11 protein-coding genes are annotated in these 22,007 nt (G+C 36.4%); 1 reads left to right on the top strand and 10 read right to left on the bottom strand.

The window, feature by feature from the left end:
- Positions 1-8 precede the first annotated feature (8 nt).
- From IO90_RS11795 to IO90_RS11750, 10 genes are all read right to left on the bottom strand, one after another.
- On the bottom strand, positions 9-2,333 hold the full coding sequence (locus tag IO90_RS11795; RefSeq protein WP_051878592.1) for a GumC family protein: 2,325 nt from the start codon (positions 2,331-2,333) through the stop codon (positions 9-11).
- A 26-nt stretch (positions 2,334-2,359) separates the two neighbouring features.
- On the bottom strand, positions 2,360-3,163 hold the full coding sequence (locus tag IO90_RS11790) for a polysaccharide biosynthesis/export family protein (protein ID WP_034966682.1): 804 nt from the start codon (positions 3,161-3,163) through the stop codon (positions 2,360-2,362).
- Between the two features lie 41 nt (positions 3,164-3,204).
- Positions 3,205-5,136: a polysaccharide biosynthesis protein gene (locus tag IO90_RS11785; RefSeq protein WP_034966680.1), complete on the bottom strand. Its 1,932-nt coding sequence runs from the start codon at positions 5,134-5,136 to the stop codon at positions 3,205-3,207.
- A 10-nt stretch (positions 5,137-5,146) separates the two neighbouring features.
- On the bottom strand, positions 5,147-6,280 hold the full coding sequence (locus tag IO90_RS11780; protein ID WP_076768783.1) for a DegT/DnrJ/EryC1/StrS family aminotransferase: 1,134 nt from the start codon (positions 6,278-6,280) through the stop codon (positions 5,147-5,149).
- A 169-nt stretch (positions 6,281-6,449) separates the two neighbouring features.
- Positions 6,450-7,058: an acetyltransferase gene (locus IO90_RS11775; RefSeq protein ID WP_228374681.1), complete on the bottom strand. Its 609-nt coding sequence runs from the start codon at positions 7,056-7,058 to the stop codon at positions 6,450-6,452.
- Positions 7,051-7,659: a sugar transferase gene (locus IO90_RS11770; RefSeq protein WP_034966677.1), complete on the bottom strand. Its 609-nt coding sequence runs from the start codon at positions 7,657-7,659 to the stop codon at positions 7,051-7,053. The genes IO90_RS11775 and IO90_RS11770 overlap by 8 nt, the downstream gene beginning before the upstream one ends.
- A gap of 47 nt (positions 7,660-7,706) precedes the next feature.
- Positions 7,707-7,973, bottom strand: coding sequence for a hypothetical protein (locus tag IO90_RS11765; protein ID WP_034966675.1), 267 nt, complete (start codon positions 7,971-7,973; stop codon positions 7,707-7,709).
- A gap of 656 nt (positions 7,974-8,629) precedes the next feature.
- The gene (locus IO90_RS11760; protein ID WP_034966673.1) at positions 8,630-13,039 is read right to left on the bottom strand and encodes a YDG domain-containing protein; all 4,410 of its coding nucleotides are present in this window, start codon (positions 13,037-13,039) and stop codon (positions 8,630-8,632) included.
- Between the two features lie 325 nt (positions 13,040-13,364).
- On the bottom strand, positions 13,365-18,425 hold the full coding sequence (locus IO90_RS11755) for a beta strand repeat-containing protein (protein ID WP_034966671.1): 5,061 nt from the start codon (positions 18,423-18,425) through the stop codon (positions 13,365-13,367).
- An 803-nt stretch (positions 18,426-19,228) separates the two neighbouring features.
- Entirely contained in the window at positions 19,229-20,008 is a 780-nt protein-coding gene (locus IO90_RS11750) for a hypothetical protein (RefSeq protein ID WP_034966670.1), read from the bottom strand.
- 303 nt (positions 20,009-20,311) lie between these two features.
- Here IO90_RS11750 and glgP point away from each other — a divergent pair, with 303 nt between their 5' ends.
- Positions 20,312-21,964 carry an alpha-glucan family phosphorylase gene (gene glgP, locus IO90_RS11745; protein WP_034966668.1) on the top strand — a complete coding sequence of 551 codons (1,653 nt, stop codon included), beginning with the start codon at positions 20,312-20,314 and terminating at the stop codon, positions 21,962-21,964.
- Positions 21,965-22,007 lie beyond the last annotated feature (43 nt).

The raw sequence follows: 22,007 nt of genomic DNA, 5'->3' as shown, positions 1-22,007 counted from the left end.
TACTATTACTAATTATTGTAACCATAGCCAAATTTGTTTCCATATCCAAAATCATCACTGGATATGTCATTCAAAACAAGAGCTACTTTATTTAATTTTCCTGATTTTACAGTTTCATCTATAAACTCTATTAGAGCTTTCTCAGTATATTTAGATCTCGTAACATAAAGTTTGAGATCGGCATATTTTGCGATTGTGAGCGTATCCGTCACCAATAATAACGGAGCTGTATCAATAATAATATATTGGTATCTGGTTTTTAGTATTTCCAACAGCACCTCAAACCTACCGTTCTTCAAAAGTTCTGTAGGATTGGGCGGGATCATCCCAGAATATATTATATCACTTTTATCATTCATCGGATTTTTAAGAACAATATCATCTATTGAAATTGAGCTGTCATATAAAAATTCCGACAATCCTTTTACTTGTTTTTTTATCTGATCATATCTCTGCAGTTGAGGATTTCTAATATCCGCTCCGATAATGATGACTTTGCTAGAATTAGAAAGTGTCAAAGCAAGATTCATTGATACAAAAGTTTTCCCTTCCCCCTTTATTGATGATGTTACAAAAATGATTTTCGAAGAGCTAGCTACATCCAACATAAATCCCATATTCGTAACAAGTATCCTAAATGCTTCGGCCAATGGTGAAAAATCATTTTTTCTGATCAAATGATCTACATTTTTATTAATTGAAGGAAGTTCTGCAATAATTGGCAAATCGGAATATTTCTTGATATCGTTCTTACTGACAATCTTAGTGTTGAAAAGCTCTTTTGTATAGATATATGAAAAGGGAATCAAAGCAGCAAACAGCAAAGCTACTACCATTGTAATCATTTTTTTTGGTGCCACAGGCTTATCTGATACAAAAACAGGTTCTACTGTTCTTGCTTTCGGAGCAACAACGGCAAGTGAAATCGCAGTCTCCTCTCTCTTCTGGAGCAATAGCAAATAGAGACTTTCTTTTATCTGTTGCTGTCTTTCCAAACTTCTAAACAGTTTTTCTTGATAAGGAATTTTTATTATTTTAGAATCAATTGCACCTTGCTCACCAACATACTCATTAAGCGAAATTTGCAAACCCATCTTGTTTTTCGAAAGAGATTCTGCAACAGCCTCCTTCATAGAGTTGATTTGTTTTGTAATATCTATAACAAGCGGATTCTGAGGTGTTGCATTTTCCAGTATTCGGTTTCTTTCCAAAACTAATCTATTATATGCACTTATTGAACTATTTGAATCTGCATTATTAAGCCCTACATTAGAAGGCAAAACCTGGGTGTTGTTTTGTTTGTTCAAATATGAAAGCAAATTATTTGTCAACTCCAGTTGCGCATCCAACTCCAGTTGTTTCATTTTTGCTTCTGCTGATGATTCTAGATTTATTTTTGCTTCGGTGAGTATGTCAGATATTTTATTCTTTGTTTTAAAACGTTCTTTTTCATCTTCAACATCACTCAACTCTCTGGAAATTTTATTAATTCTATCATCAATAAACTCTTTAGTCTTTTGAGACTCCGAATTTTTATCTAGTATTGCATCTTTGTTATATGCCGCTATCAATTCATTTAGAATAAGTGTTGCCTTGTCAACCTGAGGACCTTCAATGGCAAGATTTATTACGGTTGCATCTTTATCAGCAAGATCTACCTGAATCTGTCTTTGAGTAGAGGTAGCACAAGATTCCAATGTAGAAAAATTAATTTCAAAGACATTGCCTATTTTCTCAGCCTTTTCAGCATCAAAGTGTTTGTTCTTTGTAATTATAATATTAGCAAAAGGAAGATTAATTAATTTCCCATAATTGTAAGTCTTCTTGATTTCGAATTCATCTGACTCTAATTCGAGATTATCTTCTTTATAATGTAATAGAAAATTTTTTTTAGGGAATTTTTTATTCTTTTTTTCAGTTAAAACATGAATGATTATTGGTGCCGTATCTCCAAAAAGTTCTTTTTTTCTTAATTCTTCTGTACTATAGATGGTAGTCTGTAACGAGTTCAAAGAAACTATATCCCTTACAAGCTTTTTGGACTTGAAAATCTCAATTTCATTTTCAATACTATTAGTACTCATACCACCAAAACCTGAGAGGCCATCCAGAATACCTACAGAACCCATGGGGGATCCAGAGATAGATTTTTTAGCATCTTTTATCAGGACTGCTCCTTGAATACTATAGATTGGCGTTGCGGTTTTGATGTATAAAATAGCTACTAGGATAAAAATAACTCCACTAATTAAAAACCAATACCATTTTGCTAAATATGGCTTTAAAAGTGAATAAATGTCAAAATCAGGTGGGTTATTAGTTGTTTTTTCCATTATTAGTGTTGCTAAAATGAAATTATTTACCTGAATAGAAGCGCGAATAGACCTACAACGACTGATGCAACAGAAATCCATACCCCAGTTTGCGGACCATACGCCGATGCATTTTTTCTAGAATTATTAGGAGAAACATAGATCACATCATTCTGTTTTAAATAATAATAAGGCGAGTTGATAAACTCAGCATTTGTAAGATCAATATTCTGAGTAGTAGTGTTTCCATCAACATTCCTAACGATCAATACATTTTTCCTTTGCCCATATATCGTCAAGTCTCCTGCAAGACCAATTGCATTAAGTAACGTAGCAGATTGACCAGCTGTTATTAAGAATTGACCTGTTCTATTGACCTCTCCCAAGACAGTGACCGTGAAATTTGTATTCCTAATGCTCACCCCAGGATCCTTTACATACTGTGCTAACCTTTCTTTAAGAATCTCACGAAACTGCTCCAAAGTTTTTTCCTTAGTATCTAGATTGCCCAAAATTGGAAACTGGATAAATCCATTGGAATCTACAATATATGTTGGCCCAGAAACAGAACTTTGCCCTTGCAATGGTAAATTACTACTTGGTAATGAGTACTGAGAAATCTCACTAGAGGAGTAATTTTGATTAAAAGGTTTTACAACATCCATATCTTTTGCTGAAACCAAAATAACTAGTTGATCGCCGGTTTGTATTGTGAATTTTGAATTTTGTTTGGAGGTTTGAATTGCAACACTCTCTATATTCTTCATATAGTCGATATCTTCTTTTGCCTTACATGAAAATATTACACAAAATAATGAAGCCATAAAAACTATGGATAAAACTCTTCTCATAAATGTTTTCTTAAATTGAGGGTTTGCAAATATAGGGATTCTTATTTATCTAACGATTCATAAATAGAATTATTGCTTTTAAATTCTTTTACGATAGATTTCAGTATTCTCACAATTTCCTGCTTCTCTTCTTTCTTGGAAAACTCTATTACAAGCTCCGTGAGTTCATCAATTTCTTCAAACTGCATAGACGGATCTTTGGAAATCATAATTTTTTCGTGAGACGTTGGTAGCGTACGAGCATTGTCGCTTAAAAGTTCTTCATACAGTTTTTCGCCAGGTCTTAAACCTGTGTAGATAATTTTGATATCAATGTCGGGCTCAAATCCTGATAACTTGATCATTCTCTTAGCAAGATCCAAAATCTTCACAGGTTCTCCCATATCAAAAACATAGATCTCACCACCTTGTCCCATAGTCCCGGCATTCAAAACCAATTCGCAAGCTTCTGCAATGGTCATAAAATACCTTACAATGTCAGGATGAGTGATTGTGACCGGACCTCCCTTTTCTATTTGTTTTCTGAAATGGGGAATTACAGATCCATTGGATCCTAGCACATTTCCAAAACGAGTGGTAATAAATTTTGTAGAGTTCCCTTCTAAATTTTGCAAGGATTGTACAAACAACTCAGCTACTCTTTTGGATGCTCCCATCACATTCGTAGGATTCACAGCTTTGTCTGTCGAGACCATGACAAATCTATTGACACCGTATTTGCTTGCCAGAAGTGCCAGATTTTTGGTACCCATCACATTTACCAAAACAGCCTCGTGAGGATTTTCTTCTACTAGTGGCACATGTTTGTATGCTGCCGCGTGATACACCATAGAAAAATTATACTTCTTGAAGATAGGCTCTAATCGGCTAAGGTTGGAGATATCTGCCAAGACAAATTTGAAATTGATATGAGGATAAGTCTCCTTCATCTCCAACTCGGTGTCATACAATGGCGTTTCAGACTGATCCAATATCACAATTTGCAAAGGTTCCAAAAGTGCGACCTGTCTTACAATCTCTCTACCTATAGAGCCAGCACCACCAGTTACCAAAATTGTTTTTTGGAAGTGTCTTTTTTTCACTTCCAAATTATCCAGTTTTATGGGTCTTCTATTGAGAAGATCCTCGATCTGAATGGTATTGATCTGATTGATCATTTCATTGCTACGCAATTTTTGAAGAGATGGAGCCTTGTAAATCTTAAGATTATTTTCTAGAAATACATTCACCCAAAAATCTAACTCTTCTCTTTGCAAAGCTTCTTTGATGACCAAAACGCCAGAAACATCACTGACTCCATTTTTTAGATTCTTAATGAAATTCGATTTGGTGATGATAGGCTTATCCAAAAGTTTGATACTTACCTTTTTATCATGGTAAGAGATAAAACCTTTGATATCAAATGGTAAGTTTGGATTAGAAAGAATGACTTGGGCAATGGCTACAGATGTATCATCATCACCCAATATGTATATTTTTTTCCTGCTGCCACTTCTTTTATTTTCTTTGATGATATTAAAAAAGCCTTTTACACAAAGCCTAAATACAAATAAAAACAAGCAAGAAATAGCAAAATACAATCCCAAAAAAGGAATCAGAACTACTTTTTCTGATGAACTCAAAAAGTAAGTATAATTGATAATAACAATCGTTAAAACGCCACATAGATTTGCCAAAAAAATCTTGAAGAGATCGACAAAAGTAGAATGTCTTATCACTCCAAGATATGTTTTGAAAATATACATGTACAAAACATTGACCGCGATGATGAAACCAAAGACATAAGAGAGTGGATACACTTGATAATGTTTCACATCCAAACCTAGTATCAGTAAATGGGAGATAAAGAGAGAGACAAGTACTATTAATAAATCGATAATTAAAATGACCCATCTTGGCAGGAATTTCAGATCCGCAAGATCCAATACATTATCATTGAGCGAAAATCTCTTGAGATTTTTTTCCTTATCCATGTTTGGCTAGTTAAAATTGAAAATTAGTAATTACTCCATAAATTCTTTTTTTATCATCATTTGTTAAGTTGGAACCAGAAGGTAAACATAGACCTTGGTTGAATAATTCTTCTGCAACGTTTTCCCCGTAATACGGACAATCTTTGAAAACTGGTTGTAGGTGCATTGGCTTCCACAATGGTCGCGTTTCTATATTTTTCTCTGCAAAGGCATTCATGAAATCATGATTCGTCTTTGCAGTTAGATTTTTATTTAATGTAATACTAGTGAGCCAATGATTTGAATAAAAGTCAGGATTGATTTCTGTAAAAACATCCACCGCGTCTATACCTGAAAACAAATCTTTGTAAAAATCGTGATTGGCTCTTCTTTGTGCAACTCTGTCATCCAAAACTTCCATCTGCCCTCTTCCGATTCCTGCACAGATATTACTCAATCTGTAATTGTACCCCACTTCGGAATGCTGATAATGCGGTGCTTGATCTCTTGCTTGCGTAGATAGAAAAATAGTTTTGTCCTTTTGATCGTTTGTATTAGTGACCAATGCGCCACCTCCAGAAGTTGTGATAATCTTGTTACCATTAAATGACAACAGTGCAAATTCTCCGAATGTCCCGCACTTTTGACCTTTATAGGTTGAACCTAATGATTCTGCACTATCTTCTACTAATGGAATATCGTACTTGTTACAAACTTGCAAGATGTCATCCATTTTAGCGGGCATCCCATAAAGATGCACAACGATGACAGCTTTTGGCTTTTTATGATTTTTAATTCGATCCTGAATGGCTATTTCCAGAAACTCAGGTGACATGTTCCAATTGGTTTTGTCGGAATCCACAAAAACCGGCGTCGCTCCAAGATATTTTATTGGATTCGCCGACGCAGAGAAAGTAAATGATTGACAAATAACCTCGTCCTCATAGCCCACACCTAATTGAATTAATGCTAAATGTAAAGCTGCAGTACCGGAACTCAATGCTGCTACAAATTTATCTTCATCCAGAAAACGCTCTATAGCCACTTCAAATTCGTCAACATTTTTCCCTAGCGGTGCAACCCAATTATGTTCAAATGCTTCTTGAATATATTTCATTTCTCCACCTCCCATATGAGGTGATGATAGCCAAATTTTAGAATCCATTTCCAATTAGTTTTTTCGATTGCAAAGATATTACAATTCATTTAAATATATTGATTAAATATTGTATTATTAAATATACAAAACAGATAATCTTAAATTCTCCAAGAAAATAAAAAAATAATCAACATAATCACAATATGATTACGGAAAAAAAACACACTTTTTAAAACTATGCTAAAGTCTTTACAACCCTTGCAGGGTTTCCAATTACTACAGTAAAATCTGGAACATCATTTACAACAACCGCTCCAGCGCCTACAATAGCCCACTTCCCAATATTTATATTTTGTTTTACACAGGCACCAATTCCCACCTGTGCACCTTCCTGTACTTTTACATTCCCTGCCAAAGCAACACTTGGTGAGATATGCACGAAATCTTCGATCACACAATCATGATCTATAGTAGCACCCGTATTGATAATACAATGATTTCCTATTTTGGTAGAGGAGTTGATGATGGAACCAGCCATCATAACATTAGCAAAACCTATAATAATATTTTTAGATATGATAGCAGAAGGGTGGATCAGATTAGACTTGATCGTGGAAAAACTCTCTGCATTCATCTTTCTGCTTTGATTACTTCCCAAGGCCAAGAAAACATTTTTGCATTGAGAAAGATTTTCGAGATCGTGATTTACCTGATATTGCAACACTTCCGTTACATCTTCATTCTGATCAAAAATTTCTGCAATTTTATAACCTGTCTGTTCAGCGATTTCTATTACCACTTTTGCGTGACCTCCTGCACCCAATATGCAAATATCGTTAGCCATTATTCCCTTTAAAATTTTCTGTTGTTGCTTGTCCAGCAGTATTGATTCCTTCGCTTTTCACCACTTTCTTTATAGTCAATAAAAAAATTTTCATGTCTAGTAAAAAAGTCTGATGATCTACATACCACACATCGTATTCAAATTTTTTCTCCCAGCTTATTGCATTTCTTCCATTGACCTGGGCCCAACCTGTGATGCCTGGTTTTATATCGTGTCTCCTTTTTTGCTCACTATCGTATAACGATAGATAGCTTACCAAAAGCGGTCTTGGCCCTATAAAACTCATATCACCCTTCAAAACATTGAGTAGTTGTGGAAGTTCATCCAAAGAAGTTTTTCTTACAAATTTTCCCATTTTGGTCAATCGGAACTCGTCTGGCAAAAGTTGTCCAGAAGCATCCTTTTCATCCGTCATTGTCTTGAACTTTATGATTTTGAAGACACGTTCGTTTTTGCCAGGTCTTTGTTGAAAAAAGAAAACATTTTTCTGATTGAAGAAATAAAGCAAAAGAATCAACAAAATAAAAACCGGCGATAGAACAAGTATCAAAGCCAATGCTAAAGAAAAATCAAAAATCGGCTTAAGAAAATCTCTGTACATAATGAAAAACAAATCCGAAATTTAAAAAAATTCCGGATTTAAATATATTAAATATTAACCTTTTTATTTCTTCTCTGGTAGTAAACCACCAAAAGTAATCCGCTAAGCAATAGTGCTGGAATATAATCATCAATTGAAACAACTGGATCCCCTGGGTTTCCAGGTCCTGCTTCTTGTTGATCTCCCGGATCGGGAACTTTCCCAAATGAAGACTGGCCATCATCAGCTTCTGCTGTCGCATTTAACTCAGATTTTGGTTGCACAACTGTCTTGTCCTGTTCGAAGACATTGTCCTGGAACTGAGCAAAAGCCATAGTACTAAGTACTACATATATTAATGATAAATACTTTCTCATTGGTTGTTTAATACAAAACATATTTTTCAAGGTGTAAATATATAAAAAAATGTTAAAACTTAATCAAATTCAATATTAATTAAATTTAAAGTACCAAATTATAGAGGCTGTTCAAATTCAACAAAATTATTTCCCCACCCTAAGGGATTAATTTTGATGGAATTTTCAAGGCGTTTTCTATCCTTTTAGGGTTGGGAAAAGAAAAATACTTAAAAAATTTTATTTTTTAATCATTTATAAACAGACTCTATAATTTGAACCATCGTCATATTTCTTGGTTGGTGCTTGGATTCTGGATCCATGACAATGATGCTGCTTATATAATTTGGCTTCTGTGTAGACGATTTCAAACAAAGTTTATTGTTAGCTCTCACAAATATACATTGTTTGGCAACAGACGGGTTTAACTTCCTATTAATTCATCTTTAACATATCTTTCTTCCGTCCGGAAACAAATGTTTGTTATACACAACCATTACAATTAGTTATTGCGAGCGTAATTCTAAAAGTATAATTATTCATCAATCTAAAGTATGGCTAAAAAAAAACGCTCTATAGAAGAGCGTTTTACTTCAAAAATAGAAATCTCTATTCAGGGTATGTTAATCATTTTTTTATTTGATGATTTTCTTCGTGTGAATATCTCCAGAGTTTTCGGCTTTGATGATATAAACCCCGTTAGGTAAATCTAAAACATCAATTCTTAGAGTGGAATCGTTGGTTTTGATAGACTTAAGAAGTTTTCCGCTCACATCGTAAACATCTACTCTTCCTAATGGTTTCGTTGAAGCGACAACATAGGCATTTCCATCTTTATAAATATTGAAATCGGATTTCTTAATTATATCATCTGCACCTAAGAAAGATGAATCTTTGTAAACAATCTCGAAACGCGTGTTATTGGTTCCTTTGGTTGCCTGGAATACATAATCTTGTTCTGACAAATTGACGATCTTGTTCAGTTGTTTATCTTTTAGATATATGTTTTGACCATTTGTGAAGATTCCTTCTTTATTTTTGATAGAGATTTTATACTCACCAGCTTTTGAATATACATTTCCTAATGCCACTTTATCATCTGCATTAAAATCTGCTTTACCTTGGATTGCCAGTTTTCTGGCTCCCAGTATAGAATAAAAAGAATCAGAACCAATTACAAACAATTCACCATCATAATTAATTTCAAAATCATTTGTTGCCTGAGGCAAATAGGCCATCAATATTGTGTTCGAAATATTTGTAGGCGAAGTAAATGTCAACCAGAAACGATCTTTGACCACAGCAGTTCTACTATTATAGAAAATTGCTCCCGGATCATAACCCAATCTGATATCATTATTGAATTCCAAAGGTTGACCTACTCCAGCAACTTTTGCTTTTACTATAAAACCTTGCCCTAGTTTAACAACACCATTTGGAACTTCTATAGCATTCCCTGGATTTGGATCTACTTCCACCGCCGGAGTTCCGCCACTTAGATTATAGATAGCATAGTTGTTACCACTATATCCAGAACCTTGTTGGGTTAATGCAGTAATGTCATTATTGGTCCAAAAATAAGCAGAACCATAGATCTTAGAAGAGTTAGCATTATACAAGGCTTCGAAATCAATACTTGAAGGGTACGGATTACCAACTAGATTGTACCCTTTCTCACATCCTGCTTCTTGAGCGCAAGAATTCTTAAGATTTTGTGAGAACAACTGACCATTGTTTATCTTACCACTGAAAGAGAATGTTGTCGTAGGATATGGCAATATGTTTCCAAAAGTATTTTTTCCTTTGATTGCGTATCCTCTACCAGTGTCAAATATAGATTGATTGTTAAGCGTTATTTCGCCTGCAATATTGGTCACAAAATAGTCGTTGGCTTCATTATAGACAAAGAATCTATTCCAAGGCGTTCCGTCGCCAGTGCCTCCGTTTGCAGAGTTATACCCATCTGAGAAGCTGTAAAGATTTTGGTCAGAGACAGGAGAACTCCAGAAAGTGTAACCTACGGTTGGCAGCAAAGCAAATCTTTTCACAAGAATTGCATGGTTGATAGATGGATTATTATCAACTCCTGCAGATGTTTGGATCAGGTTGGCATCATTCTCCAAAACCAATCTGTTATCTGTAAACACCGAGATGGTTCCATTTACAACAACATCCTGATTATTCTGAATAGCTAAAAGCCCATCACCTACAATTGTAAGATTGTTAACTTCAAATCCTTCGTTGATATTGTATGCACCAATGATCTCTGCATCTTCTGTACCTGTTGGTCCATCACCATTACTCCAAGCTGTTCCATTCCAAACAATACCTGTCTTTGTGGTAACATCTATTTCATTGGAATCAGCGGTAACCGCACTTCCATTTACGGCTCTTACTACATAGAAATATTCTGTATTCTGTTCTAGATTAGCCACAGTGTAAGAAGTTACATTATCTACATTTTCGTTTTCTAAAACATAACTTTTAACTTCTGTTGTTGTTGGCACTATTACATTCAAAGACAAATCATCTATACGCCAGTTAGCTGTACTTGCTTGGGCCCCACCTGAACCATTGTAACCATACAATCTAAATATCACCGCTTGATTTGCAACTACTGACAGAGATGAATTTGTTTTCAAACTCCAAGAAGTTCCACTAATAGTTCCAGTTGCAATATCAGTGGTATACCCATCTGCTGAGGATCTTAATGTATAAAGTTGGGGACCTGTTCCTGTGGAACGCGTACCAAAACTTATCCCCGTCAATGTAAAACTACCATTATTTGGCGTCACTGTAAATTGGAAATAAGCGCTTCCACCTGTAGCTGTATTTAAAGCTCCAATTCTCGCCGCTGCTCCAGCATTATTACCTCCAGAAGCACCTACATATCCAGAAGATGCAGATCCACCATCTATTAATGTAGTTGTACCATTATTATTCCCCTGTGAAATCGCAGAAATAGAAATTTCATTAGGAACTAAAGCAGGAGAAGCTGTATTAAAATTCCATGAAGCTGTTTCAGCAACTTCACCTACCCCTGTTTCTTTTTTATAAACATCCAACGCATACCTTTCAGCACCTGGGACAGCTAGCCAATTTGCAGTAATTGAGGTATAAGTTATCGGGTCTGCAGGAGTAGCAACAGGAGTAGCAATAATTGTCACAACCTTCTCAACACTAGTTGCAGGATCATAATTAGTACCACCCGCCTGTGAAGCTGTAATGGTAACTGTTCCTGCTGCCAAAGGTGTCAGAATATTATCCGTTACGGATGCTACAGCTGGATTGGAGCTTGCATAAGTGAGTTCTAACCCCTGTGTAGAATATGCATATTCATTCAAATCTATCAAAGATGACGGTAGAACAACAACAGGAATATCATCAAAAATAATAGCCTGCACTGCTTTTAGAATATTAGCCGTCAGACCTGGTTGGGTCAGCGTATAGTTATTTAGTGTATTACCTGTTAGATTTAGCGTTACAGCTATATTTGTTCCTGCATCAGAAGTTGCAAACACACCGTTTGGAGCTAACAGTACCGTTGCAGCATCAGCTGGCTCTACACCGTTGAGCGTACCGCCTGTTACCGTTGCAATCGTAGTTCCATCAAAAGTTTTATCGTACGCAACTGCATTAGTAACCGTCAATGGTTTAGGAGTAATAGATGCAACTAGAGATGGAGGTGTTAGGCTGTAGTTGGAAGCCTTGGAACCAGTCAATGATAAACCTGAGGTTGTTATGGTTTTATTGGCTCCAATATTAGCATTTGCAAATGTAAATGTTGGCGTTCCAGATAGTGTGACACTTCCAACGTCTCCATCAAGGACATTATTAAGCACTGGAGAGCCATCAACTAAAGCAATATTTGACGCGTTGTAAACTTTGTTAGCGGCCGTTAAACCTGTTACAGTAAGCGATCTTGTATTAACAACAAGCGATCTTGAAACATCGGTAGCCGGATTGTATGTGGCATCACCTGCCTGAGAAGCAATGATATTAGTGTTTCCCACTCCAACGATTGTAACTGTATTACCAGAAACCGTGGCAACCGCAGGATTAGAACTTGCGTAGCTAACCGCTAGACCAGAATTGGAAGTAGCCGACAATGTGAAATTGGCATCTCCATAGGATCTTGCAGCCAGAACAGCAAAGGTAATTGTTTGTCCCGCTTTCGCGATATTATAAGTTACTGGTACCGGGCTACTAGTTCCAATAGCGTTGGTAGCTGTTACTGTTACTGATCCAGCGCCTGCGACAGTTGGTGTACCCGAAATAATACCTGTGGTTGTATTAAAATTAAGACCTGCAGGCAAAGTACCAGAATTTATGGCATAAGATGATGGACTATTACTCGCACTAATCTGAAAGTTTGAAAGCAGTGTGTTTACAGTACCAGTAAAACCGGTACCTGAGGTTACTACCGGAGCAGAAGTTGGAGCAGATGTACCTGTCACTTTAAAATCATCTACAATCCAACGTTCAGCTGCAGCATTATTTAAAAGTGTTATTCTAACTCTCAAATTTGTTACAGCCGGTAAACCAGTTACTGAAACTGTAGAAAAACCTCCACTACCTGCATTACCCGATGCGGAACTGAAGTCTACAGGTGTGGCGTTTCCGTCATAAGCTGTTGAAGCTAATCCGCCAGCACTATATGACCAGTAAGCATTAGCATTCCCTAAAACTCTGGCCGTACTATACCAATTTGTACCACCATCAGGGCTTATTTCTACAGTTACAATATCATTTGCATCTGCTCCATTACTTGTAGAACCAATAGAAAATGACGCTAGTTTAAATGTAGCAGAAACCGAAGAGTATCCGGATGTATTAATATTATTTGATAATAAAGTTGCCGTCCCATTCGTCACTCCATACCCGTGTGTACCCTCACTAAAGAACGGAGAATTAGCAACCCTGTCCCCTGTAGCAGAACTACCTGAGTAATATGCTCCTCCAGTCAAATTAAATGCGGAGGTGGAATTATTGAGCCCATCAGACGCTATAGTGGTTTGCCCCCAAACATTAGCAACTGTAACCATCAATAGGAATAGCAGTAATTGTCTCCTAACACTAGCAGAATAACAACTAATTAGTAATTTTATCTTCATAACAATTTATTTATCATATATAATTTAGCAAAATTAATATATTAACACATATCGTGAAAGAAATATTTTTTATTTTTATTAATACTTTAAAAAAATTAGTATTTAGTTTACATTGAAGATAATAATTAACAAAATTTGGTGTGTATCGGATAAAGGAATATTAATCCAGATTTGTTTCTGCAAATAAATTTTTGACATAAAAAAACCTTTCAGAAATGAAATTCTGAAAGGTTTTTAAATCTATTTTAAAACTATATTATTTTAGAATCTTCTTTGTTTTCACATCACCAGAATTTTCTGCTTTTATAATATAGATCGCATTTGACAACTCACTTGCATCAAAGGTCAAACTTTTTTCTTTGGATGTCAGCTGACGAATCAATCTGCCACCAACATCATAAATCTCTACTCTACCTAATATTTTCGAGGACTTAACCACGAACGAATCTTTGTCTCTGTAAACGATGAAGTCAGATTTTGTAGTTTCATTATTCCCTAAAACAGAAGTATCTTTATAGACAATCTCAAAACGAGTGGCATCTGTTCCTTTTGAAGCTTCGAAAGTATAATCACCACTACTTAAATTGATGATTTTATTCAATAATTTATCTCTGAGATAGATACTCTGACTTTCAGCGAAGATGCCTGATTTTTCATTGATACTGATTTTTTGAGTTCCGTTGACAGAAGTTTTGACAGCCAAAGGAATGACATCTTCAGAATTGAAATTTCCTTCCCTGCTCTGGATTGCCAACTTTTTGGAATCTGAACTTAATGAATAAAAATTCTCCGTAACAGCCTCACTGAAAATAGTACTATCGAAACGCTCAAAAGAATTGCTAGCCTCCGGATTGTAAGCCAAAGCTATAACGATATTCATATTATTTGAAGTCGTAAGTCGCAGCCAATATCTATCATTATTTTCCGAAGATTCCTTATAATAAACGCCACCTACTCCAGAAGTGCTAGTTCTATGAGAATTTTTAAAAGTAAGATTTCCAGCTGTTTCCAAAGCTCTTATAATAAATCCTTGACCTGGTTTCACAATGCCATTTGGTATTTTACCACTTGTTCCAAACCTTGGTGCTGACGTTCCAACACCAGAGGACAAATTGAATATTGCATAATTTTGATTGACATAGCCCGATCCTAATTGAGAAAGATAGGTGTTGCTTGTATTATCCCAGAAGTAGACTGTTGGCGACTCGTCTAAATCATTATAAAATTTAGCAGTATTATCTGGATCATTGTACAATGCTTGAATATTAAGATTCGACGGATATGGATTTCCAATTAAATTATAATTATTTCCTGCAGCGGACAAAACTATAGTATTAACACCGGAAGTCGTTTCATTATTCGGTTCACCAACGAAATTTGCCGTGATAGCATCCCCTAATGTCGCCGATCCTTTGATAGAATAACCTTTAGCGAACGCAGACAAAGGATTGCTAGCTGTTGTAAGCGCAGTGAATCGGTCATTAGCAGAATTATAAACCATCACAGAATTATTAGGAATCCCAGCATACAAACTATACAAAGTTTGACTCTTAACTGGTGATGACCAATAATTGTACTGTGTGGATGGTACATTTGCATTGCGTTCCATTGTAATGCTTCCAATGTTTGCAGCATCCTTGTCTTGCAATAGATTCGCATTATTCTTAAAAAGTGCTTTACCACCAGCAACTATCTGAATTCCTTTTTTGGCATTTACAACATACGGATTTTCTGACTCCAAAGTTGATGGAATAGTAAACACAGCAAATGGATCCGTAATCTTTAACAAATTATTCACATTCAGATTTTTACCTCCTGGCTCCACATTGGTTCCAGAAACATCCACATTGTGATAGAGGGGCTTTACTCTAATCTTAGAAGCAGAAGTTCCAGCAAATTCTACGGTACCTGCAACAAGATTATAATTCCCGGACAAGTTGGGCTTGGTTCCCGAGCCAGAAATCACATATCTACCTCCAGTCATAGTAATATCACCACGTTGTGTCGCATCTTCACCATCATCAGCAATGCCATTGAAATTTCTGAAACCATTTCCAGCTTCATCAAACACCCTTCCTTTTCTAATTTCTAAAACACCATTGTTACCACCGGAAGTTCCGAAAGAAGTTGTATTACTAGATTTAAAATCAAGATCGTCCTGCGTGACGGATTGTGTTTCCAGATCCACGATCACTTTACCTGTAATACCTTGTGGCAAACCACTACCTGTGATTTGATTTGCTTTTCCTATGTAGTGATAAGTCACATTGGGACTGAATAATCTAGCAGCATTGGATGAACCGACCTGTACATTTCCTTTGTACAAATCACTAGCGGGCGTTGTAGATCCTGCAACAATCCCGTCAGGCGAGGATATTTTCAGGGTACTTCCTGTCTCACTGGTAAATGATTGACCGACTGCAGCAGCAGGAGCAACCACCCTAGTTATATTCAACGCATTAGCACCATTGAAACCGAAATCTAGAGTACCTCCAGTCTTTACTGTAAATGAGGAGTTAGTCCCTAAAGCAAGATCTTGATTGATGAGTTTTACGTACGCACCAGAGTTGACACTGAATACGATATTACTTGATGTCGCAGCATTTTTCACATCTATCGTCTGGGTTAAAGCATCCGTAGAGCCATTGCCTGTACCTGAAAAATTGAAAGATGGATTGCTATTTAAAGTACTAATAAGTTTAGCAGATTCACCAATCTCCAAATCACCATCAACATTTAACTCCATCAATCCCAATGTACTATTTGAAAGGTTTAAGGTATTAGTTGAATTATTAATGACATCCCCTTTTACTTTTATCCCTATATTTCCTGAATTTGTTGAAGCTTTCAAAACAACAGTAGATGAATTAACCGCCGAAGTTGAATTCGAACCAATTATTAAGTTTTTACCTATAATCCAATTACCAGCTCCATAAAATAAATTTTGCGATCCGCTAGATATAGAATAAGGTCTTATCTCCAAATTCCCTGCAGTTAGATAAGTTGTTGTTGAGGACAAATTAGTAGCAGTAAGCCTTATGTCTTGAACAGAAGCATCAAAAATCAAATTTCCAAAGTAAGCAGTTGTTCCATTTTCCGTGTGTGTACTTAAGCTAGTAGCAGAAGGTAAAAAATAATTACTGCCTCCGCTCTGGTGATATCCAATAATCACATTAGAATTTGGATGGAAAACTTCTGTTCCATTCCAAAGCGAGGAATTCATATTTGCAGCGGATGCGTTGGTTGAAGTATTACTATAGTTGAAATTGCCACCGTTCAATATTTCAAATTGTCCAGAACTTGACACGGTAAACCTTCCTGCTGCATCTAACTTTATGGTAGCACCATTATCAATTATAATGTTATTAAAAGTCCACTGATTAGAACCCCATCTGTATGTTAAGGTTTTATTATTGGTTACATAGATTTTAGAAGTAGCAAGCTGAGTCACTCCTGATGCAGGCACTTCAATATCTTCTGTAATGTAAACAGTGTAAGAACTAGTTGTTCCAGAAGGAAATGAACCAGCTGATTGCTCAACCCATGCCCCATTTACCCTTTTGTACCATATTACAGTACCACTTGTATTATTTGTCCAAGTCCCTGTGGATTTTGTCATAAAATCACCATTAAGATAGGTAATAGCGTTCACACTCACTGGAACTGCCGTACTACCAGCGATATAATTAGTACTTTCTGCCTGAGTAACATTAACTGTGGTCGAACCAACTGCAACACCTGACACAAGACCATTTGTTGCGCCAACAGTTGCAATTCCTGTATTTAAAGATGAAAAAGTCAGTGCACCTGGAGAGTTTGAAATACTTGACGCAATAGTTTGGCTACCACCAACACTTAAGGAAATAGTTGTAGCTGTATAAACAGGTGTTGCCTTTGTGATATCACCCACTCCCGCTCCATTTGCTAAAGAGTAATTTGTTGCCAAACCTCCATTTGAGCCATTTGCCAAAGTGTAAACGATCGTAGCCGGTTTATTTGTCCCAGCATCAGCAGCGTTTGGTACATCAAATGTTCCGATCCCTGAAACAGCAAGAGCCTCAGTTCCCACAAGTCCCGAAAGTGTTCCTGGCGAGACTGCTCCTGTTGTGGTAGAACCATTATATACTTTTGAAGTAATTGATGGCGCAGAAATCGCGAGTGTCTTTGGAGTTATTGTGGCTGTTAAAGCTGGTTGCGTAATGGTGTAGTTGGTACTTGGAGCATTATAATTACCTGATCTAGTTAAAGTTGCTCCCACATTTTTTGTACTGAATGCCCATGTTGCACTATTACTAACGGGAAATGTTTCATTATTTTCTAATCCTACGTATGCTGGCGTTCCAGTAACTGATGCAGATGTATTTCCATCATATACTTTGCCCGTAGCCGTGAGACCTGAAATTGTTAACTCTTTTGGGTTTACCGTACTTGTAGCAATTGTTGCCGACGCTGTGGCGGAGTTGGTATTATCAGCTAAAGTCACACTTCCTCCTGCATGTGAACCTACAGAAGTTGTTTTTGCTATTCTTATATAAATCGTACCCGAAGAACTTCCATCTAACACAGAATAGTTTGCAGTGCTACCATAAGTTCCATCTGAACTTATAGAAACTTCAAACCCAACAGATGCTGTTGCAATAAGTTGCGATCCTGTTAAGTTATTTGCTGTGAAAGTAAAACTACGTGGAGCAGATGGCGTTCCATATACTGTTGTCATTGCGGTGATGGTACCGGAAGTACTAATTACTGGTGCTGTAGAGATCCATTGAGCATAAAGAGTTTGGTTTGTGGCAGGAACCACATAGTTTGCACCTGCAGCATATGCAGTTCCACTCCCGTTTGCAACAGTATTCCAACCACTAAAAGTAAATCCAGCCCTAGAAAACCCAGTACCAGAGGACAAAATAATATTTGAATCATAATTGGCGGTTTGAGCTGTTGGAACTGTTCCTGTACCACCATTTAAATCATATGAAACAGCATATTGATTAATGTTCCATTGTGCATACAAAGCAAGGTCGGATGAGAAACTGTAATTCTGTCCGTCTGTATAAGTTGTTCCTCCTGTACCAGAAGTTGTTGTATGCCAATTTGCAAAGGCATAACCTGTTCTAGTAAATGAATTTGCAGTAAGATTTGCTGCGATGGACGAGGTTTGCGTAGTGGTAGTTGGAGTACCATAGTTTGAGTTGAAAGTTACAGTTTTACCTGACGGCACAGCTGTTCCAACAAACTTTACATTATCAATTCTATTATTTCCAGTACCAGAAGCTCCCGAAAGTACTAGTTTAACATAGATAACCGGTATATCGTTCAATGCAGTTATTGAGCTAAAATCAACAATTTGCGTTGAAAAAGATGTATCTGTCCTACCAGTAATCGTGGATAAATTACTAAAGAAAGTACCATCGATACTATATGACCATACATGTGTTGAGAAACCCGTGCTAGTACCTCTAGTATCATAACTTAAAACTAAATCTTTATAACCAGAACTTGATAGTTTAAAAATAATTCCTTTACCGTTATGAGAAGAACTATTCACTAAAGAATATGCCCCAGTTGCAGCAGTAACAGAACAAGGGGCGGAAGAATTTGTATTACCCGCAAAATATAATCTAGAAGCGGCATCTGACCAATTACTAGATCCATTTGTTCCATCAGCATAAAAATTGGATGATGTAGATAAAACTCCACATTCCGCACCTAAAGTAGCAGGGGCATTACCGGAGGTTGTTGGAAAAGTCCATCCTGCGAGTGTTACCTGCCCCCAAACTCCAACACTCAAAAGCACAGTCAATAATATTAGGCATCTAGAAATGCGATCCTGAAGTGGACCGAAGAATAAATCTCTTCTCATTTGTGTTATTTTTTTTTCGAAGACAAATGTAAACTATTTATTGAATTCTTTGCAACTTGTTTAAAAATTTAACATTAATACAATCTATTAACCAAACTAGCGTTTAATTGTATATCATTTTCAATAAAGTTTTTTTATAACATTGATCCGCTACAACATTAGTTTATTCGCCTATTAATGCCCATTTTTACACGAAACAAACCTTATTCTATATAATACAGAATAACAATTTTTTTCAAGCAATTAATTTTGGTAAAGATTTATTTGATCACCATCATCTGACTATGAAGATTCTCAATATGCAAGATTTTAGAAAATGGACTGCTAATATTCTTCAATTCTTCTTTGGCGTAGATGTAGGTATATCGGGAAGCTATATTGTACATATTTGAAACTAAAACCAACCAGCATTCTTTGGCTTTAGCATTGTAAAGTTTGTACTTGCTGTTTTTCTTTTCGATAACCTGGCGGATTTTTTCGGAGTGAAGCTCATCGAACAAAGAAAACCGATACTCTAAAAACAAAAGAACGCCCTTGTGATGGGGCGTTCTCCTGATATGTTTGACAAATTTCGTGTTCTTGTTGTTGGTGATTGCAGACGAGATTTCTTTGATCAACTGCTCTGGTTGCTGATAAAAATCTTCCTGATGGTAATCGATGCTGAGATAATAAATACCGGAAAGACTTTTATAATCCGAAAGCAAACTTTCCACGGTTCGAAAGATATGATTGATGTAACTTTCTTTTTTCTTGAGTTCAAAATGATTGATGATCTCCGAAACTTCAACACCGATGCTTTTTCCCTGATAATTAATAATAAAATCCGGACTCTCACCTGTCAAATTTTCGATTTCAATATCTGGATAATGAGCAAATAATGTACTCAGCAAAAGAAGCTCGGTTTTCTTTTGATATTCCTCGCGCTCGTGCAGATTTGCATTACCAATGGAATCGTACCACTTTACCATATTTTCCGATTTGCAGGTTTTGGAAGCGACGTACACGTCCAAATTCTTCTGAAGGTCTTCACAATAGATCATTTTGAATTGATTAGAAATTAAACCTGTTTAAATTTAATAAATAATTGAACACTAAACACTTATATGAATTAAAATTAATAATAAAATGAAAAGGCTTCGAGAACCTCAGCCTGACAATACAGAAGGAAGATTCCAGATTAAGGACTTCTAAAAACAAATAGAAAGCTTCAAAAACAAGCAATAACAGCCGGGTGTCGAAATTTTTCATTGATTTTTTTAACATTATTCCTACTAAACTCCCGTACCAAAAAGTAATTGTTATATTTGCAAGTATATAGACAAGACCTTAAAAAAATAATACGAATGGATTTTAAAAACTTCAAGATGCCTTACAGCATCAATCCAGATTACTCAAAAAAAACAGCTTATTTCTCAATGGAATTTGCGATAGACCAATCGCTTAAGATCTACAGTGGTGGTTTGGGATTCCTTGCAGGTTCTCATATGAAAAGTGCTTACAATTTGAAACAGGATTTCTTGGGAATCGGGATTTTGTGGAAATATGGTTACTACGACCAAAGCAGAAATATGGATCAAACCCTGAATCCAATCTGGACAAAAAAAATGTACAGTTTCTTAGAAGATACCGGCATCAAATTTCAAATCGAGATCCACAACGCCCCGGTTTGGGTAAAAGTTTGGTACTTGGCTCCAGAGACTTTCAAAACTTGTCCAATGTTCTTCCTGAGCACAGACGTTCCTGAGAATGATCACTTATCAAAAACGATCTGCCATAAACTTTACGATGCCAACGAATCTACTAAAGTTGCCCAATACATTCTTCTAGGAAAAGGTGGTGCAAAACTTTTGGACGTGATGAATTTCGAAAGAGATGTTTACCACTTGAACGAGGCGCACGGATTGCCAGCCGCATTTTATTTATTAAGAAAATATGGCGGTGATTTGGCCAAAGTGAAAGAAAAATTGGTTTTCACCACACACACACCAGAAGAAGCAGGAAACGAAAAACACAACATCCACCTTTGCCACGATATGTCGTATTTCTGCGGATTGACCATCGATGAGGTAAAGAAGATCGAAGGTGTAGAAGACGACAGATTCAACCATTCACTTTGTGCCTTGAGAATGGCAAGAGTTGCTAATGGTGTTTCCCAGTTGCACGGCGTAGTTTCCAGAGAAATGTGGAACAAATATGAAGGCATCTGCGAAATCAGGTCGATCACCAACGCTCAGGAATTTGGTTATTGGGGAGACAAAGCACTTTATCAGCACAAAGAAAATGGTGACAATGAAGAATTTGACATCAGAAAAGCTTATCTAAAGAAAAGAGCCTTCAGAATCGTAGCAGATCAAACTGGAAATATGTTTGACACAAAAGTTCTCACCATTGTATGGGCAAGACGTTTCGCAGGTTACAAAAGAGCAGACCTTCTTTTGGCAGACAAAGAGCGTTTCAGAAAATTGCTATCCAACAAAGATCATCCAGTTCAAATCATTTGGGCAGGAAAACCTTACCCGATGGATTATGGCTCGATCTCTACTTTTAACAACTTGGTTGAGGAAAGCAAGAATCATAAAAATATGGCCGTGCTTACAGGCTACGAATTGGCATTAAGCAAATCATTAAAACAAGGTTCTGACATTTGGTTGAATAACCCAAGAGTTCCAAGAGAAGCATCCGGAACAAGCGGAATGACCGCTTCTATGAACGGATCTGTCAACCTTTCAACGGATGATGGTTGGATTCCGGAATTTGCGAAACATGGGGAAAACTCCTTCGTAGTTCCAAAGGCGGATTATGACAATTGGCCAACGATAGAGCAAGATCAATTTGACCTTAATAATCTTTATGACGTTTTGGAAAACGAGATCATCCCAGCCTATTACGAGAAGCCAGACCAATGGAGAAAGATTGTCCACAACGCAATGGATGATGTAAAAATCCAATTCGGAAGTGATAGAATGGCAGATGAATATTACAAATTGCTTTATTAATTATTAATGGTAAATTATTAATTATATAAATCTTATAATTTCT

It is taken from the genome of Chryseobacterium sp. FH1, from assembly GCF_000735135.1.
GTDB lineage: Bacteria > Bacteroidota > Bacteroidia > Flavobacteriales > Weeksellaceae > Epilithonimonas.
This window is presented reverse-complemented; position numbering and strand designations above follow the sequence as displayed.

Excerpts from the sequence above, each read along its gene's own strand:
- IO90_RS11795 (WP_051878592.1), bottom strand. The coding sequence starts at position 2,333 with ATGGAAAAAACAACTAATAACCCACCTGATTTTGACATTTATTCACTT.
- IO90_RS11760 (WP_034966673.1), bottom strand. The coding sequence starts at position 13,039 with ATGGTTACAGTTGCTAATGTTTGGGGGCAAACCACTATAGCGTCTGAT.
- IO90_RS11770 (WP_034966677.1), bottom strand. The coding sequence starts at position 7,659 with ATGTACAGAGATTTTCTTAAGCCGATTTTTGATTTTTCTTTAGCATTG.
- IO90_RS11780 (WP_076768783.1), bottom strand. The coding sequence starts at position 6,280 with ATGGATTCTAAAATTTGGCTATCATCACCTCATATGGGAGGTGGAGAA.
- IO90_RS11750 (WP_034966670.1), bottom strand. The coding sequence starts at position 20,008 with ATGATCTATTGTGAAGACCTTCAGAAGAATTTGGACGTGTACGTCGCT.
- glgP (WP_034966668.1), top strand. The coding sequence starts at position 20,312 with ATGGATTTTAAAAACTTCAAGATGCCTTACAGCATCAATCCAGATTAC.
- IO90_RS11790 (WP_034966682.1), bottom strand. The coding sequence starts at position 3,163 with ATGAGAAGAGTTTTATCCATAGTTTTTATGGCTTCATTATTTTGTGTA.
- IO90_RS11775 (WP_228374681.1), bottom strand. The coding sequence starts at position 7,058 with ATGGCTAACGATATTTGCATATTGGGTGCAGGAGGTCACGCAAAAGTG.
- IO90_RS11785 (WP_034966680.1), bottom strand. The coding sequence starts at position 5,136 with ATGGATAAGGAAAAAAATCTCAAGAGATTTTCGCTCAATGATAATGTA.
- IO90_RS11765 (WP_034966675.1), bottom strand. The coding sequence starts at position 7,973 with ATGGCTTTTGCTCAGTTCCAGGACAATGTCTTCGAACAGGACAAGACA.